This window comes from Pseudomonas sp. P9_35 (genome assembly GCF_034008205.1).
Classification (GTDB): Bacteria; Pseudomonadota; Gammaproteobacteria; order Pseudomonadales; family Pseudomonadaceae; genus Aquipseudomonas; species Aquipseudomonas kilonensis.
In genome coordinates this window covers 1,668,383-1,686,008 of sequence record NZ_CP125373.1, presented here as the reverse complement: position 1 = coordinate 1,686,008, position 17,626 = coordinate 1,668,383, and the positions used below count along the sequence as shown (strand labels likewise).

Annotated in this window: 15 protein-coding genes; 2 read left to right on the top strand and 13 right to left on the bottom strand. The window is 60.4% G+C overall.

The window, feature by feature from the left end:
- Positions 1-190 precede the first annotated feature (190 nt).
- A complete protein-coding gene (locus tag QMK47_RS07440; protein WP_170842276.1) occupies positions 191-1,051 on the top strand; it encodes a MurR/RpiR family transcriptional regulator in 861 nt (286 codons plus the stop codon).
- Between the two features lie 86 nt (positions 1,052-1,137).
- On the opposite strand, the gene QMK47_RS07435 is transcribed toward QMK47_RS07440, so the two are convergent.
- The 13 genes from QMK47_RS07435 to edd all read right to left on the bottom strand — a co-directional run bounded on the left by QMK47_RS07435 (position 1,138) and on the right by edd (position 16,316).
- Complete coding sequence (locus tag QMK47_RS07435) at positions 1,138-1,974, bottom strand: IS3 family transposase (protein ID WP_253470111.1); 837 nt, start codon at positions 1,972-1,974, stop codon at positions 1,138-1,140.
- Positions 1,971-2,276 (bottom strand): transposase, encoded by a 306-nt coding sequence (locus tag QMK47_RS07430; protein WP_038858942.1) that lies wholly within the window; start codon positions 2,274-2,276, stop codon positions 1,971-1,973. The genes QMK47_RS07435 and QMK47_RS07430 overlap by 4 nt, the downstream gene beginning before the upstream one ends.
- Positions 2,277-2,435: 159 nt before the next feature.
- On the bottom strand, positions 2,436-3,290 hold the full coding sequence (locus tag QMK47_RS07425) for a D-hexose-6-phosphate mutarotase (RefSeq protein WP_258690498.1): 855 nt from the start codon (positions 3,288-3,290) through the stop codon (positions 2,436-2,438).
- A gap of 302 nt (positions 3,291-3,592) precedes the next feature.
- Positions 3,593-4,939, bottom strand: coding sequence for a carbohydrate porin (locus QMK47_RS07420; RefSeq protein WP_214511644.1), 1,347 nt, complete (start codon positions 4,937-4,939; stop codon positions 3,593-3,595).
- A 225-nt stretch (positions 4,940-5,164) separates the two neighbouring features.
- Positions 5,165-6,325 (bottom strand): ABC transporter ATP-binding protein, encoded by a 1,161-nt coding sequence (locus QMK47_RS07415; RefSeq protein WP_214511643.1) that lies wholly within the window; start codon positions 6,323-6,325, stop codon positions 5,165-5,167.
- A 2-nt stretch (positions 6,326-6,327) separates the two neighbouring features.
- A complete protein-coding gene (locus QMK47_RS07410; protein WP_014336917.1) occupies positions 6,328-7,173 on the bottom strand; it encodes a carbohydrate ABC transporter permease in 846 nt (281 codons plus the stop codon).
- Positions 7,166-8,074 carry a carbohydrate ABC transporter permease gene (locus QMK47_RS07405; protein WP_253472077.1) on the bottom strand — a complete coding sequence of 303 codons (909 nt, stop codon included), beginning with the start codon at positions 8,072-8,074 and terminating at the stop codon, positions 7,166-7,168. Before QMK47_RS07405 ends, QMK47_RS07410 begins: the two co-directional genes overlap by 8 nt.
- A 171-nt stretch (positions 8,075-8,245) precedes the next feature.
- Positions 8,246-9,547, bottom strand: a complete 1,302-nt coding sequence (locus QMK47_RS07400) for an ABC transporter substrate-binding protein (protein WP_320390009.1) — start codon at positions 9,545-9,547, stop codon at positions 8,246-8,248.
- 116 nt (positions 9,548-9,663) lie between these two features.
- Positions 9,664-10,923, bottom strand: a complete 1,260-nt coding sequence (locus QMK47_RS07395; protein WP_320390008.1) for an AGE family epimerase/isomerase — start codon at positions 10,921-10,923, stop codon at positions 9,664-9,666.
- A gap of 242 nt (positions 10,924-11,165) precedes the next feature.
- Positions 11,166-12,635, bottom strand: coding sequence for an ATP-binding protein (locus QMK47_RS07390; protein ID WP_253472073.1), 1,470 nt, complete (start codon positions 12,633-12,635; stop codon positions 11,166-11,168).
- Positions 12,625-13,356: a response regulator gene (locus QMK47_RS07385; RefSeq protein ID WP_003184616.1), complete on the bottom strand. Its 732-nt coding sequence runs from the start codon at positions 13,354-13,356 to the stop codon at positions 12,625-12,627. Before QMK47_RS07385 ends, QMK47_RS07390 begins: the two co-directional genes overlap by 11 nt.
- A 177-nt stretch (positions 13,357-13,533) precedes the next feature.
- Positions 13,534-14,493: a glucokinase gene (locus QMK47_RS07380; RefSeq protein WP_320390007.1), complete on the bottom strand. Its 960-nt coding sequence runs from the start codon at positions 14,491-14,493 to the stop codon at positions 13,534-13,536.
- On the bottom strand, positions 14,490-16,316 hold the full coding sequence (gene edd / locus QMK47_RS07375) for a phosphogluconate dehydratase (RefSeq protein ID WP_214511638.1): 1,827 nt from the start codon (positions 16,314-16,316) through the stop codon (positions 14,490-14,492). The genes QMK47_RS07380 and edd overlap by 4 nt, the downstream gene beginning before the upstream one ends.
- A 231-nt stretch (positions 16,317-16,547) precedes the next feature.
- Here edd and gap point away from each other — a divergent pair, with 231 nt between their 5' ends.
- Positions 16,548-17,549 (top strand): type I glyceraldehyde-3-phosphate dehydrogenase, encoded by a 1,002-nt coding sequence (gap, locus tag QMK47_RS07370; protein WP_003198523.1) that lies wholly within the window; start codon positions 16,548-16,550, stop codon positions 17,547-17,549.
- Positions 17,550-17,626: the final 77 nt, after the last annotated feature.

Sequence of the window (17,626 nt, the reverse complement as noted above, 5' to 3'; positions counted from 1 at the left end):
TGTTCTTTTATCAAGTTAAACTACAAATACCTTTTTTCAAGGTATCACTCAAGGAAAAATGTAGTAATAACCACAACATTTTTCGAAAATACCGATTCCGAGTGGTGGTCCGTCGGAGCCATCAGTAGGATAGGCCACCGCAAAGGGTCGTATCAAAGACCCGTCTTCCTAGGAATCTTGTATGGACCGCGTGCGAAATTTACTGGAACAGATCCAGAGTCGCCTTGAAGACCTGAACAAGGCCGAACGCAAGGTGGCCGAGATCATCCTGCTCAACCCGCAGCAGGCGACCCGCTTCAGCATCGCCGCCCTCGCCCAGGCGGCTTCGGTCAGTGAACCGACCGTCAACCGTTTCTGCCGCTCGTTCGGCGTCAGCGGTTACCCGGAACTCAAGCTGCAACTGGCCCAAAGCCTGGCCAGCGGCGCTGCTTATGTGAGCCGTGCAGTGGAGGCCGACGACAACCCGGAAGCCTACACCCGGAAAATCTTTGGCAGTGCCATTGCCTCATTGGACAGCGCCTGCCAGGCCCTTGATCCCAATTTGATCAGTCGCGCCGTGGACCTGCTGATCCAGGCCCGGCAGATCCACTTCTTCGGCCTCGGCGCCTCCGCCCCGGTGGCGTTGGATGCCCAGCACAAATTTTTCCGCTTCAACCTGGCGGTGACCGCGCACGCCGACGTACTGATGCAGCGCATGATCGCGTCCGTGGCCCATACCGGTGAACTGTTCGTGATCATTTCCTATACCGGTCGTACCCGTGAGCTGGTGGAAGTGGCGCGCATCGCCCGGGAAAACGGCGCGTCGGTGCTGGGCCTGACCGCCGAAGGCTCGCCACTGGCCAAGGCCAGCACCCTGAGCCTGAACATCCCCCTGCCAGAAGACACTGATATCTATATGCCGATGACCTCACGGATCATCCAGCTCACCGTACTGGACGTGCTCGCCACCGGCATGACCCTGCGTCGGGGCGTGGACTTCCAGCCGCATCTGCGCAAGATCAAGGAAAGCTTGAACGCCAGCCGGTATCCGGTGGGGGATGAGTTCAACTGATTCGGTCCAGAGCCTTCGGTGTCTGATAGTCAGCCATCGCGAGCAAGCTGAACTGGTCAAGTAAATCCGGACACCAGTTACGGTGTTTATGCTGCTTTTTGCTCCATGGCTATTGGCGATAGGTAGTCGTTGTAGCTGTGGAGCCTGGTGCGGTTGTAGTACATGAAGAAGCGCACCATATCGGTTTGTGCTTCCTCGCTCGTGCTGTAACCGTTGCGAGGGACCCATTCTGACTTCAGGGTGCCGAAAAAACGTTCTGTTGGAGCATTGTCCCAGCACTGCCCGCGATGACTCATGCTTTGCAAAATGCCATTGCGCATCAACTCTTCTTGAAACTTGCGGCTGGTGTACTGACAGCCCTGATCCGAATGAAACATCAATCCAGGTGGGCATGTTCGAAGCTCTATCGCCATGCGTAACGCCTTGCTGACCAGGTTGGCGTCATTGACCAGCGAAAATGCCCAACCAATGACCCGGCGAGCAAACAAGTCGATAACGATGGCCAGATGAACCCAGCGTTTACCCACCATCAAGCTTGTAACGTCGCCACACCAGACCTGATTGACCACGGTCGGCTTGAAATTACGCTTGAGCAGATTGGGTGCGACAAATGCTTCAACTCCTTTGGACCTGAATGGGTGAGGCTGGCGTTGTTTACTGACAATGTTGGCTTCCCTCATCAGTGTTCTAACAAGGCTTCTGCCGACCGCTATGTTTTGGGCCTTCAGATGCTTGCTGATCGTTCTGGACCCCATGGCTTCCCGGCTTTCGCTGTGCAGTTCAACCACCTTCCCCTTGAGTTCTTCGCGCTCGATCTTAGGCCGCGAGAGCCGCTGTAGCCATTCGTAAAAGCTGCTGCGCTTCACATCGAAAACGCGACACAGGATGGCGGTCGGGAATGACTCTCTTAGCTCCGCGATCATCGAAAACGATCGGGATCCGACATCAAGAGAGCGGTAGCCTTTTTTAAGATTTCGGCTTCCATTTCCATGCGTTTGATCTTGGCTTTCAGATCCTGAATCTGCCGTTGATCCTCAGTAATGGCCTTGGTGCCTTGAACTGGCTGACCTTTTTGTTCCTTGCGAACCTGGTCCACCCACCGTCGTAACGCGGTAGCACTGATGTCCAGCGACGCGCAGACTTCCTGTACTGAACAGTTGTCATCAATCACCATGCTGGCCGCACGATGTTTGAACTCGCGGGAAAAGACTCTTCTTTCTTTCATGGAACCTCCAAATTGGCGAAATCATATCGCCCTTAAGAGGTGTCCGGAATTATTAGGCCAGTTCAAGCTCGCTCCCACACTGGATCCTTGGTGTTCACAAAACCCTGTGGGAGCGAGCTTGCTCGCGATGGGGCCAGCCGCCACACCGAAGATCCTGAGCTAAGCCCCCACCCGCGCCTGCAAACTCAGGTGCGCCCGCTCCCCCGGCGCCAGGCACAGGCTGTCGGTGCCGCCACTGGCCGCTTCGACGCAGACGAATTCGCTGACTTCATCCCAACTCACCCCCAGCAACGGTCGTGCGCCGGGATGCCAGACCACGGTGTCGGCGCTGTCGCCGGTGTCGATGCACAATTCGCGCTGCCAGGCGTGGTCCTTGAGCTGCAATTCCCCCTCATGCTGGAACACCCGCTGGCAGCCGCCCTCGACCCGCAACTCGCCTTCCTGCTGGCAAACCGCACGGTTCAACTGGTCGTAGCCCTGTGCGCCCTCCAGTCCAGACAGCGCTACCTCACCAACATCACCAATACGCCAATAGGCGTGCAAGGCCTGGCTCAACTGGCATGGCAGGCTGTCCTGGTGCTCGGTGCTCAAGCGCAGCTCCATACGTTCACCCAGGTCCGCATGCAGGTCCACTTGCCAGTCGCACAGTTGCAGTTGCCAGTGCAAATGCACACCGTCTTCATCGCTGTGGCTGTCGAGCAGTTTCCAGTCGATCAACCGCGCCCAACCATGGGATGGCCAGGCGTTTTCGCTGGGATGACGACCATACCAAGGCCAGCACACCGGTACCCCGCCGCGTATCGCACCGACTTGCGGCCACTTGGCCGCACACCACAACCAGGGTTTCTGGCCTTTGGGCTGAAAATGCAGCAACTGTGCGCCCTGGCGACTGAACACCGCCTGGCACAACGGGTGGTCGATCACCAACACATCGCGCTGCCGATAGCGCTCCCACGCGAACACCGGGCGTTCGCGCAAGGATCTGAAAAAGCGTTGTAGCGGATGCTCATGCATGGGCCGCGGTCCTGGAAATCATTGAGTTGCTCATCTGTTTGCAACGCGTTCTTTGTGGCGAGGGAGCTTGCTCCCGCTCGGCTGCGTAGGAGCTGTCGAGCGAAGCGAGGCTGCGATCTTTCCACAGCCCATTGAGTCGAGAGCGAAAGATCAAGATCAAAAGATCGCAGGCTTCGCCAGCTCCTACAGAGCCCAGCGGGAGCAAGCTCCCTCGCCACAGGTTCTGCGCGCCCCAAAAAAAAGCGGACAGCCTTGGCCGTCCGCAAATATGCGCACATAGAGAGGAGCTTATCGCAACAGCGTTAGAACACCGACTGAATTTTCAGGCCGGCCACCAGCGCGTTGTCGACTTCATCCACACCACCTGGGTGAGTGATGTATTGCAGGTTGGGACGCACGGTCAGCCAGTTGGTTACGTGGATGCCGTAGTTGAGTTCGTAGTTGTACTCAGTGTCACGCAACGGCGCGAACAGCGGATCGTTGTAGTCGCTGACACCGTTGGCAGCGTTGGTCAGCTCGGCGTTTTTCTTCACGTCATCGTTGACATGGATACGGGAGAAACCAATCCCGATGTCATCTTTAGGACGCGCATCGAACGGCCCCTTGTACACGAACATCAGCGACTGGTAGTTGTCGACGAAGTTGGTGTCCTTGTCGTGGAAGGTCGCGTTCGCCGCGATGTTCAGGCCGCGAGAAGCGTCGCCGTTGTGGGTAGTCAGCTGTTGCTGCGCCACGAACCAGTAGCCGTGCTTGCTGTTGTGACTGCGATAGGCGTTGCCGGTGGTCGCGGCGTCATCGCCATTGTCGTCTTCACGGACGTCATTGGCATCGGCCGTGCTCTTGTAGTAACCGACACGGTATTCGCCCGGCAGGTTGTTGACCTTCGGCGACCAGACCGCCTCGATCGGAATGACCGTACCCTTGGTGCCACTGCCGCTGAGCTTGAAGCCGTTACCGTGTTCCAGTTGCGAGGGGTTCTGGTTGTACGCACCGATCTGCGCGTAGAACTCAGGCGTGATGTTGTACTTCACGCGAATCGCCGCCTGCATGACCGGCCAGTTGTACCAGATGCCGGTTGCCCAGTTACCCGCTTGGGACCCGCAGAATGCCAGGTTCTGGAACTCGCAAGGGAAGGTGTTGAAGTCTTCGCCTTCGCCGAAGTAACCAGCCTTGACGTCCAGCTTGCCATCGAGGAACTGGTGCTTGATCCACAATTGGGTCAGACGGACCATGTGGCCACGGCCGTAGACTTCCTGGGAAGAACTCAAGGTGCCGGCACGCGGGTCGCCGACACGATCATTGGAAATGTTTTCACCGTTACGGTTGGTGAGCTGGATCTTGGCCTGGGTGTTATCCCAGCCCCACAGCTTTTCCAGGTCCAGCGCCACGCCCAGACCAAACTGGTCGGCATAACGCGCTGTCTTGTCGTTGTTGTAGCCGCCATGCAAGTTGGCGCCCACTTCACCGACGTAGTCAGCCTTGATATCGATACCTTGCTCGATCAGCTTGGTCCGCTCGCCACCCCAGTCACCCGTCATCCACTGCGAATCGGCGCTGAATGCGTCGGCAGCGTGTGCGCTACCGGCCAGCATCATCGCCGCAACGGCTGACAACTGGCAGATAAGCTGGGCGTTATTTTTCTTCTTCATCCCTACATCCTCGTCTTTATTGTTATTAACTGTTTTTATCTAACGCGGTTTACAACGATTGCGGCGGATGGTCCCCCACTCACCGCATACTCCTTCCTGTGGGAGAGAGCTTGTGTGGGAGCTGAGCTTGCTCGCGATGAAAGCGCCTCGGTCTTTCGAATGACCGCGTTATCGTTCATCGCGAGCAAGCTTTGCTCCCACAAGCCCCCTTCCCCCATTTGTTCTTCACCGGCCTTTGAACTGCGCTACGTTCGCCGACCGAGCATCGGCTTGCGGCTGGCCAGCCACGCCCAGGCGTTCACCGGACTGCGCGTCGAATAGCAGCACCTTCGACGGATCGAATTGCAGCGTCAGGGTTTCCCCCGGCTGCGGTGCCACGTCCGGCGCCAGGCGGCAGCAGACCTTGGTCTCGTTGAGATTGACGAACACCAGGGTGTCCGGCCCGGTGGGCTCGGTGACCTGGACTTCGGCGCGAATGGTCGGCAAGCCGTTGGGCTCGCTGCCGGCCAGCATGATCTGCTCCGGGCGCATGCCCAGGATCACTTCGCGGTCTTCCAGGCCGGCGTCCTGCATGCCCATCGGCAGCTCGCAACGGGCCTGGCCGCTGTCGAGCAGCGCCAGCAGGCGACCGTCCTTGCGTTGCAGGCGCAGCGGGATGAAGTTCATCGGTGGCGAACCGATGAAGCTCGCCACGAACAGGTTGGCCGGGTTGGTGTAGATGTCTTTTGGCGTGCCGAACTGCTGGATGATCCCGTCCTTCATCACCGCCACTTTGTCGCCCAGGGTCATGGCTTCGATCTGGTCGTGGGTCACGTAGACCGTGGTGGTCTTCAGGCGCTGGTGCATCAGTTTCATTTCGGTACGCATCTCGACCCGCAGCTTGGCGTCGAGGTTGGACAGCGGTTCGTCGAACAGGTAGATCTTCGGCCGCCGCGCCAGCGCCCGGCCCATGGCCACGCGCTGTTGCTGGCCGCCGGAAAGCTGGCCGGGCTTGCGATTGAGCAGGTGTTCGATCTGCAGCAGCTTGGCCACGCGGGTGACTTCTTCGTCGATGGCGGCCTGGTTCATCTTGCGGATTTTCAGACCGAACTCGATGTTCTCGCGCACGCTCATGGTCGGGTACAGCGCGTAGGACTGGAACACCATGGCGATGTCGCGATCCTTCGGGCTCATGCCGCTGACATCCTGGTCACCGATCATGATCGCGCCGCCAGTGATGGTCTCAAGGCCGGCGATGCAATTCATCAGCGTCGACTTGCCGCAACCCGAAGGGCCGACGAGGATCAGGAACTCACCGTCCTTGATCGACAACTCGATGTTCTTCAGGGTGTCCGGCAGGCCGGCACCATAGGTCTTGTTTACGTTGCGAAGTTCAAGCGTTGCCATGATTACCCCTTGACTGCGCCGGCCGTCAGACCGCGCACGAAATACTTGCCTGCGACCACATAGACCAGCAGGGTCGGCAGCCCGGCGATCATCGCCGCCGCCATGTCCACGTTGTATTCCTTGGCCCCGGTACTGGTGTTGACCAAGTTGTTCAGCGCCACCGTGATGGGCTGCGAATCACCGCTGGAGAACACCACGCCGAACAGGAAGTCGTTCCAGATCTGGGTGAACTGCCAGATCAGGCAGACCATGATGATCGGGGTGGACATCGGCAGGATGATCCGCCGGAAAATGGTGAAGAACCCCGCACCGTCCAGTCGCGCCGCCTTCACCAGTGCATCGGGAATGCTGACGTAGTAGTTGCGGAAGAACAGCGTGGTGAATGCCAGGCCGTAGACCACGTGCACGAACACCAGGCCCGTGGTGGTACTGGCCAGGCCCATCTTGCCGAGGGTGAACGAGGCCGGCAGCAGGACTGTCTGGAACGGCAGGAAGCACCCGAACAGCAACAGGCCGAAGAACAACTGCGAACCGCGAAAACGCCACATCGACAACACGTAGCCGTTCAAGGCACCGATGGCGGTAGAGATCAGCACCGCCGGAACGGTGATCTTGATCGAGTTCCAGAAATAGCCGTCGACCGTGGCCCAGGCCTTGACCCAGCCGATGCCACTGACCACGGTCGGCCAGCTCAGCAGGTTGCCGGTGCTGATGTCTTCCGGCGTCTTGAAGCTGGTCAACAGCATGACCACCAACGGCACCAGGTAAAGCAATACAGCGAGGATCAGCACCGCATAGATGGCGATGCGACTCAGGCTGAGGGAAGGTTTGGCAGCGAGACTAGTCATGACGCTTGGTCCTCAGCTCGGAGTACAGGTAAGGCACGATGATTGCGAGAATCGCACCAAGCATCAGGATTGCACTGGCCGAGCCCATGCCCATCTGACCGCGACTGAACGTGAAGGAATACATGAACATGGCTGGCAGGTCGGAGGAGTAACCCGGGCCGCCGGCCGTCATCGCGGCCACCAGGTCGAAGCTCTTGATCGCGATGTGAGCCAGGATCATCACGGCGCTGAAGAACACCGGGCGCAGGCTCGGCAGCACCACTTTCCAGTAGATGCGCGGCATGCTCGCGCCATCGATCTGCGCGGCACGGATGATCGATTGATCGACACCCCGCAGGCCGGCCAGGAACATCGCCATGATGAAGCCCGAGGCCTGCCATACCGCCGCGATCACCAGGCAGTACACCACGCGATCCGGGTCGATCAGCCAATCCAGGCGGAAGCCTTCCCAACCCCAGTCACGCAACAATTTGTCCAGGCCCATGCCCGGGTTGAGCAGCCATTTCCAGGCCGTACCGGTGACGATCATCGAGAGCGCCATCGGGTACAGGTAAATGGTGCGGATGAAACCTTCGCGACGAATGCGCTGGTCAAGGAACACCGCCAGCAACACACCGATCACCAGGGTGACACCGATGAACAGGCCGCCGAACAGCGCCAGGTTCTTGCTCGCCACCCACCAGCGATCGTTATCCATCAGCCGGGCGTATTGCGCCAGGCCTGCCCATTTGTAGTTCGGCAGGAACGTCGAAGTGGTGAACGACAGGACGAACGTCCACAAGATATAGCCATAGAAGCCCACCAGGACGATGAACATGCTCGGCGCCAGCACCAGTTTCGGGAGCCAGCGCTGCAATGCATCGAACGGCGAGGCCTTGCTGAACACAGCAACAGAACTCATGGGAAGATCCAGAACAAGGTTACAAGGGCATCCCTTTGTGGGAGCGAGCTTGTGTGGGAGCTGAGCTTGCTCGCGATGAAGGCACCTCGGTCTTTCTAATGACCGCGTTATCGTTCATCGCGAGCAAGCTTTGCTCCCACAGGCTCGCTCCCACAAGGGAAGCGGCGCTAATTACTTCGCTGACTGAACCGCTGCGCCGAGTTTCTTGGCGGCATCGGCAGGGTCGGCTTTCGGGTCGTTGATGTAGTTGGTCACCACATCGAAGAACGCACCCTGTACGGCCAGCGTGGTCGCCATGTTGTGCGCCATGCTTGGTTGCAGGCCGCCGGACTTGGCGTCCGTCAGGAAGTCCTTGGCAGCGGTCTGGGCACAGGAATCGAAACCGTACTTGGCCATGTCGCCGAGCATGTCGTTACGAACCGGGATCGAGCCTTTGTTGATGCTGAAGACTTTCTGGAAGTTCTCGCCCAACACGACCTTGGCGATGTCCTGCTGGCCAGCCGCAGTGCCCTTGTCTTTCTGCTTGAACACCGCCAGGGAGTCGATGTTGTAGGTGAAGGCCTTGTCGGTGCCCGGGAAGGCCACGCACTCGTAGTCCTTGCCGGCGACTTTCTTCGCCGCGGTCCATTCGCTCTTGGCCCAGTCACCCATGATCTGCATGCCGGCCTTGCCGTTGATGACCTTGGCCGCTTCCAGGTTCCAGTCCTGGCCCTTGCCGTCGGCGTCCATGTAGGTCGCGACTTTCTTCAGTTCGGTCAGCGCCTTGACCATTTCAGGGCCTGTCAGCGCCTTGTTGTCCAGGTCGACCAGGGCTTTCTTGTAGCCATCAGCGCCCATGACCGAGAGCACCACGGCTTCGAATACGGTGCTGTCCTGCCAAGGCTGGCCACCGTGGGCGAGCGGAATAAATCCCGCGGCCTTGAGCTTGTCGCCGGCCGCGTAGAATTCTTCGAGGGTGGTCGGTGCTTTTTCGATGCCGGCTTTCTTGAAGACTTCCGGGTTGATCCACAGCCAGTTGACGCGGTGGATGTTCACCGGCACGGCGACGTAGTCACCGTCGTACTTCACGGTATCGGAGACTTTCTTGTCGAGCAGGCTGTCCCACTTCTCGGCCTTGGCGACGTCTTTCAGGACGTCGCTGTCGAGCAGCCCGGTGGACGCCCATTCCTGGATGTCCGGGCCCTTGATCTGGGCGACGCCCGGTGGGTTGCCGGCCACGGCACGGCTCTTGAGCACGGTCATGGCAGTGGAACCGCCACCACCGGCGACAGCGCCGTCCTTCCAGGTAAAGCCGTCTTTTTCTACCTGGGCCTTGAGCACATCGACCGCGGCTTTTTCGCCACCCGACGTCCACCAGTGGACGACTTCCACGGAACCTTTGGATTCAGCGGCAAGGGTAGTGACAGGGAATGCTGCGACGGGAAGCAAGGAAGCAAGAGAAATGACAGTAGCGAGGCGAGAAATCGCATTCATCTAGAATTACCTTTCTTGTTGTTATGCATGCAAGTCTGGTGCTTGCGCTGCATGGATTCTAATCAGAGGGAATCCCTTCGCAGGTAACGAAGGGACGTGCAAATGTCACGACATGGTTACACAGGCGCAGGACTGGATAACCGCGCCAGGGCTGACGCCATGCTGGGTGCCAGGGGCAGGCGCGGAATCAGGACCGCCTGCCAGGCGTGATACAGGTCCGGCTTGCCCGGCCAGATATCGGCGCTGGGGCAATTTTGCGGATCGAGTTCGTGATGCCAGCTGCCGTTGCAGCGGTCGATGAAATGTTTGTCACAGAACTCCCAGAATCGCCGGTACCAGGCTTCGTACTTCGCCTCGTCGGTGCGCTTGAGCAAGGCGCTGGCAGCGGCCGCCGCTTCAGCGTGAACCCAATGCAGGCGATGACGAACCACGGCGCGGTTATCCCAACCCAGGGTGTAGACAATGCCCGGCGCACCATCGACGCCCCACGCATGACGGCAGTTCTGGTCGAAGAGTTTCTGTGCGTCCTGGGCCAACCAACCCGGGGTCAACATGCCGATCTGCACGCGTGCCGCTTCAAGGTGCAGCAGCAGTCGCGCCCATTCGAAACCGTGGCCAGGGGTGGTGCCGTAGGGACGGAAACCATCGGCAGGGTTGTCCTGGTTGTATTCGCGCAACGGCTGCCAGTGGCGATCGAAATGCTCCACCACCAGGTAGTCGTTGGCGGCGGCATGGCCGTGGATCACCCGTTCGACGATGTGCAGCGCGCGGGCCAGCCAGCGTGGGTCGTCGGTGACATCGGCCAGGGCGAGGAAGGCTTCGGTGGCGTGCATGTTGCTGTTGGCGCCGCGATAGGCCTCTTCCTCACTCCAGTCGCGGTTGAAGGATTCGCGCAGCGCGCCCTCTTCTTCGCTCCAGAAATGCTCATCGATGATCCGCACCGCTTCGTCCAGCAACGCCTGGGCGCCGGGACGCTGGGCCACCACTGCGGAACTGGCCGCCAGGGCAACGAATGCATGCAGGTAGGCCGCCTTGCCCGCGCCGTCTTCATCAGGCCGCGTCGTGGCAAACCAGCCACCGTGCTCGGCGTCGCGCAAGGGGCCGCTCAGCGCCTGGACACCGTGGTCCACCAGCTCGGCAAACCCCGGCAAGCCCTGGATGTGGGCCATGGCGAAGCTGTGGGTCATGCGCGCAGTGTTCATGGTCTCGGCCCGGGCATCGGCCGGCAGGTGGCCGCGCTCGTCCAGGTTGCCAAAGCCGTCCGCCAGCTTCGACGCCTTGGCGAACGCCAGCAGCCGCAAGCCTTCGTCGGCAAGCCATTGCTGGTGGGCAGGGGCGTTCAGCCAACTGCTGAAGGCCGGTAGGAAGGTGTCCATTGGGTGGTACCTTTTTTGTTGTTTTGACGCAGGGAGTCTAAACAAGGGATGGCGAGGGGCAGGTAACGAAAGGGGCGAGTTATGTCACTGAGCTGTGACATTTACCTGGGAGATGGGGTGAGGCTACAGGCGCCATCGTCGGAACGCCGCCCGGAGCAAGCTCGCTCCCACAGTGGATCTTCGGCGTTCACAAAACCCCTGTGGGAGCGAGCTTGCTCGCGATGAACGATAACGCGGTCTGATCAATCCACACTGCGAGGCAACTGCAACGTCACCCGCAATCCACCCTCACGCAGATTTTGCAGGCTCACTTCGCCACCATGGCTGTGGGCGATGTTGCGGGCGATGCCCAGGCCCAGGCCATAACCCTGCTGTTGCCCGGCGAGGCGGAAGTGCGGTTCGAAGACTTGCTCCAGGCGCTGTTCCGGCACGCCGGGGCCTTCGTCGTCGACGTGCAGGATGAAGGCGGTTTCATCGTCATCGATATGCAGGTGGGCGTTCTGGCCATACTTCAAGGCGTTGTCGATCAGATTGCCGATGCAGCGCTTGAGGGCCAGCGGCTTGCCAGGATACGGCGCCAGCGCCCGGCCGTCCTGGGTCACCCGACCGTTGCCGTTGGGCGCCAGGTAGGGTTCGACCAGGCAATCGAGCACATGGTTGAGGTCCACCGGCTCGATGTTTTCGTGGATGTCGGTGTCCTTGACGCATTGCAGCGCGCCTTTGACCAGCAGCTCCAGCTCATCCAGGTCACGGCCGAACTTGGCCTGCAGGTTTTCGTCCTCCAGCAACTCGACCCGCAGCCGCAAGCGGGTGATCGGTGTGCGCAAGTCGTGGGAAATCGCGCTGAACAACTGGCTGCGTTCCGTCAGGTAACGGCTGATGCGTTCGCGCATGGCATTGAACGCCCGCCCCACCTCCACCACTTCGCTGCCGCCGCCCTCGGCCACCGGTTCCACCTCGGCGCCCAGGGACATGTCCCGCGCGGCCCGGGCCAAACGCTTGAGCGGTCGGCTCTGCCAGTGCACCAGCAAACCGATGAACAGCAACAACAAGCTGCTGGTGAGCACGATGAAACCGACCTGTTGCTTGGGCAGGTCCTGCTCTTCAAGGCTGGTGTAGGGTTCGGGCAGCAGCGAGGCGATGTACAGCCATTCCCCCGGCGCCATCTGGATCTGCGTGACCAGCACCGGCGGGTTCACCGGTTCCAGGGTCAAGGCGTAGTGAGCCCACGAACGGGGCAGTTCATCGAGCTTGAGCCCAGCGTTGAAAATTCGCAGGTCGTCGGGACTGACAAAATTTACCGAGATGTCGGCGTTACTGCCCAACGACCGGCGCAGCACATCGTCCACCGCCTTGAGCACCGCCAGTTTACGCGGCGTGATCGGCAGCACATCCATGCCCAGGGGCTTGTCGTTGAGGGTCACGACAAACCGCGTACCGCCCATGCTGCGCAACTGGTCCAGCACCAATGGCCGGTACGCCACCGGCAGCGAACGCAAATAACTGACGCTGGCGGTCATCGAGTGGGCCAGGCTACGGGCACTGGTGACCAGGCCTTCAAGCTGGGTGGCGCGCAGTTGCGAGACCCAGATCAGGCTGGACAAGGTCTGGGCGAACAGCACCACCAGCAAGGTCAGCAGCAGCATCCGTCCCAGCAACGAGCGCGGTACCGGTACCCGTCGGGCGACTTTTTTGATCCAGTCAATGACCATTGCTGGCAACCACACTGGCCGCCAGTTGATAACCGCTGCCACGCACTGTGCGAATCAGCCGTGGCGGCTTGTCGGTGTCACGCAGGCGCTGGCGCAGGCGACTGACTGCCATGTCGACGATCCGGTCCAGGGGCATCAGCTCGCGACCGCGGGTCGCATTGCCGATGGTGTCGCGGTCGAGGATTTCCTGGGGATGATCGAGAAACAACTTGAGCAGGGCGAAATCGGCACCGGAAAGAATCACTTCTTCACCGTCGGTGTGAAACAGCCGATGGCTGACCATGTCCAGCCGCCATTCATCGAAGGCCAGCACTTCGCCGCCGGAGCGCTCCTGGCCGAATTGCGCCCGACGCAGCAGCGCCTTGATGCGCGCCTGCAATTCCCGTGGGCTGAAAGGCTTGCCCAGGTAATCATCGGCGCCCAGTTCAAGACCAATGACCCGGTCGGCCTCGTCGGAACTGGCGGTGAGCATGATGATCGGCACATGGGCCTGGCGCGGGTGCTGGCGAACCCAGCGGCACAGGCTGAAGCCGTCCTCATCAGGCAGCATCACATCAAGGATCACCAGGTCGCTCGGTGCATCGTTCAGCGCCTGGCGAAACCCGGCGCCGTCGGGCGTGGTCCGCACCTGGAAACCCGCACGGCTGAGGTAGGTGTCCAGCAGTTCGCGAATCTCCTGGTCGTCGTCGACCAACAAAATCGATTTGTTCACTGAACTCACGAGCCTCGTCCTTGTTGTTTGGATGGGGGCGATTATGCCTGATGGATGAGGACTACAAACACACCACAAAACCCCTGTGGGAGCGAGCTTGCTCGCGATAGCGATGTATCAGCCAGCATCAATGGCGACTGACACTCCACTATCGCGAGCAAGCTCGCTCCCACAGGGGATCACATTTCAAACTGGAATCGACTGCTCCAACGCCACACCCGCACCCATCAGGCCGGGGTACGGCGCAGTCACCAGCCAGACCGGTATGTCCTTGAAGTAATCGCTCATGCAGCCCTTGTCGGCGAAGCAACGGGCGAAACCACTTTCGAGGAAGAAATTAGCAAACCTCGGGACCACGCCACCGACGATGTAGACACCGCCGCGCCCGCCCAGCGTCAATACATTGTTGCCGGCCACGCGCCCCAGCCAGCGGCAGAACTGCTCGAGCACTTCCAGGGCAATGGGGTCGCCAGCCAGGCCGGCGGCGGTGATGGATTCGGGGGTGTCGAGCACCGGCACATGGCCGTCCACCGCGCAAATGGCCCGGTACACCCGAGGCAACCCGCTGCCACTCAGCGCGGTTTCGGCGCTGACGTGGCCGATCTCGTTGTAGATGTGCTGCCACAGCTGGGTTTCCCGCGGGCTGCTCATGGGCAGGTCGACATGGCCGCCCTCTCCCGGCAACGCCGCGAAACGGCCTTCGCCCAAGTCCAGCAACGTACCAACACCCAACCCGGTACCCGGGCCGATCACCACTGCCGGGCGCAACGGCTCCGGGGTGCCTTCGCATACGACCCGGTACTCATCGGGACGCAAGCAAGTCATGCCCAGGGCCATGGCCGAGAAGTCGTTGACCAGCAACAGCTTCTCCACTTGCAAGGTCTGACAGAACGCCAGGTTGCTCAGGCGCCAGTGATTGTTGGTAAAGCGAAACTCATCGCCGCTCACGGGACCGGCCACCGACAGGCACACCGAACCGATGGCGCCCGGCTTCAGGCCCAGGCCACTCAGGTACACCTGAATGGCATCTTCCGGGCAGGCATAATCCGCCGTTGCCAGCACCTGGATGTTTTCCAGGGTGTGGTTTTTCCACAGCGCAAAGCGTGCGTTGGTCCCACCGATGTCACCGACCAAAGCCAGTTTCAATTAAGCGTCTCCAGGGCAGAAGTGAAGGCGCTGGCGCCCTGCTCCGCCGAGCTGAAGGCCATGCGCATGAAACCGAACAGCTCGCGACCGGTGCCGATGTTGTTGCCCAACAGGCCCTTGGCCGGCGTGCGCGCGGCGAATTCCTCGGCGTCCACCTTCAATTCCAAGGTGCCTTTGACGCCATCGACACGGATGATATCGCCCTCCTGCACCCGGGCCAACGCACCACCGACATAAGCTTCGGGACTGACATGAATGGCCGCCGGGATTTTCCCCGACGCGCCGGACATGCGCCCGTCGGTCACCAGTGCCACTTTGAAGCCACGGTCCTGCAATACGCCGAGGAACGGCGTCATCTTGTGCAGCTCGGGCATGCCGTTGGAGCGCGGCCCCTGGAAGCGCATCACCGCGACGAAGTCTTTCTCCAGCAGGCCGGCCTTGAACGCATCGGCCAGGTCCTGTTGATCCTGGAAGACCATGGCCGGCGCTTCGACGACCTGGTTTTCCAGGGCCACAGCCGAAACCTTCATCACGCCACGGCCCAGGTTGCCTTCCATCACCCGCAGGCCGCCCTCAGGCGAGAACGCACGGGCCACCGGGCGCAGGATGTTTTCGTCGAGGCTTTCGATCGGGCCGTCGCGCCATACCAGCTCGCCGTCCTCGAGGAACGGTTCCTGGGTGTAGCGGCTCAGGCCGTGACCGAGCACGGTGTTGACGTTTTCGTGGAGCAAACCGGCTTCCAGCAATTCACGGATCAGGAACGACATGCCGCCCGCCGCCTGGAAGTGGTTGATGTCGGCCTTGCCGTTCGGGTAGACGTGGCTCAGGGTCGGCACCACCTCGGAGAGGTCGGCCATGTCCTGCCAGGTCAGTTGGATGCCCGCCGCCATGGCGATGGCCGGCATGTGCAGGGTGTGGTTGGTGGAGCCACCGGTGGCGTGCAGCGCAACGATGGAGTTGACCAGCGAGCGTTCGTCGACGATTTCGCCGATGGGCATGAAGTTGCCGCTTTGCTTGGTCATGCGCGTGACCTGGAACGCCGCTTCACGGGTCAGAGCATCGCGTAACGGCGTGTTCGGGTTGACGAACGAGGCGCCCGGCAAGTGCAGGCCCATCACTTCCATCAACAACTGGTTGGTGTTGGCGGTGCCGTAGAAGGTACAGGTGCCCGGGCTGTGGTAGGACTTCATCTCCGATTCCAGCAGTTCTTCGCGGGTGGCCTTGCCTTCGGCATAGCGCTGGCGAACGTCGGCTTTTTCCTTGTTGGAAATGCCCGAGACCATCGGCCCGCCTGGCACGAAGATCGTCGGCAAATGACCGAAGCGCAGCGCGCCCATCATCAGGCCCGGGACGATCTTGTCGCAGATGCCGAGCATCAGTGCGCCGTCAAACATGTTGTGGGACAGCGCCACCGCCGTGGAGAGCGCGATCACTTCACGGCTCGGCAGGCTCAGTTCCATCCCCGCCTCGCCCTGGGTCACGCCGTCGCACATCGCTGGCGTGCCACCGGCGAACTGGCCGACCGAGCCGATCTCGCGCAGGGCTTTCTTGATCTGTTCCGGGAAGGTTTCGTAGGGCTGGTGGGCCGAGAGCATGTCGTTATAGGACGACACGATGGCGATGTTGGCGGCGTTCATCATCCGCAGGTGATGCTTGTCTTCGGTGCCGCAACCAGCCACGCCGTGAGCGAAGTTGGCGCACTGCAGCTTGCCGCGCATCGGCCCGTCGCTGGCTGCACCGTGGATCAATGCAAGGTAAGCCTGACGCGTGGCGCGGCTGCGGGCGATAAGCCGTTCGGTGACCTCAAGAACGCGGGGATGCATGTGTAGAACTCCAGGCTAACGGGTGTGGCGACCTGATTGTCTATGCTGATCAAAAGCCCGCTGCACGCTGTGTAAAAAGCGAGGCGACAGACAGTTTCTTGACCATTCGGACCAGTTGATTCAGGTCACTCGTTGTAGATAAAACAAAATATTGCCACTAAAAAGGCTTGTTTTCTATTTTTATGCGAATAATCTTGTAATTCCAACAACAAATCGACGGCGGCGCAGTTAATGACTCTTCGAATCGCAATTAATGGTTTTGGCCGCATCGGCCGCAACGTCCTCCGTGCACTGTATACCCAAGGCTATCGTCGCGACCTGCAGATCGTCGCCATCAACGACCTGGGTGACAGTGCAATCAATGCTCATCTGCTCAAGTTCGACACCGTCCACGGCACGTTCGATGCCGACGTGCAGCACGATCACGAAAGCCTGACGGTCAATGGCGACCGCATCTCGGTCAGCGCCATCCGCAACCCGGCCGAACTGCCTTGGGCGGCTGAAAAAATCGACGTCGTGTTCGAATGCACCGGCCTGTTCACCGATCGCTCCAAGGCCGCCGCGCATATCAGCGCCGGCGCCCGCAAGGTGATCATCTCGGCCCCGGCCAAGGGCGCCGATGCCACCGTCGTGTACGGCGTGAACCACGATATCCTGCGCCAGTCCCACCAGATCATCTCCAACGCTTCGTGCACCACCAACTGCCTGGCCCCAGTGGCCCAGGTGCTGCACCGCGAGCTCGGCATCGAAAGCGGCCTGATGACCACCATCCATGCCTACACCAACGACCAGAACCTGACCGACGTCTACCACAGCGACCCGTACCGCGCCCGTTCGGCGACCCAGAACATGATCCCGAGCAAGACCGGCGCCGCCGAAGCGGTGGGCCTGGTGCTGCCGGAACTGGCCGGCAAGCTGACCGGCATGGCGGTGCGTGTACCGGTGATCAACGTGTCCCTGGTCGACCTGACCGTGCAACTCAAGCGCGAAGCATCGGCCGAAGAAGTCAACGAACTGCTGCGCCACGCCAGCCAGCATTCGAAGATCCTCGGCTACAACACCCTGCCGCTGGTCTCCAGTGACTTCAACCACAACCCGCTGTCGTCGATCTTCGACGCCAACCACACCAAGGCCAGCGGCAAGCTGCTCAAGGTACTGGCCTGGTATGACAACGAATGGGGCTTCTCCAACCGTATGCTGGATAACTGCCTGGCGTTGTGTAACGCCGAATAACTGACACGGCCGTATTGAGCTTTTCTGTGGGAGCGAGCTTGCTCGCGATAGCGGCGTATCAGCCAGCATCAATGGCG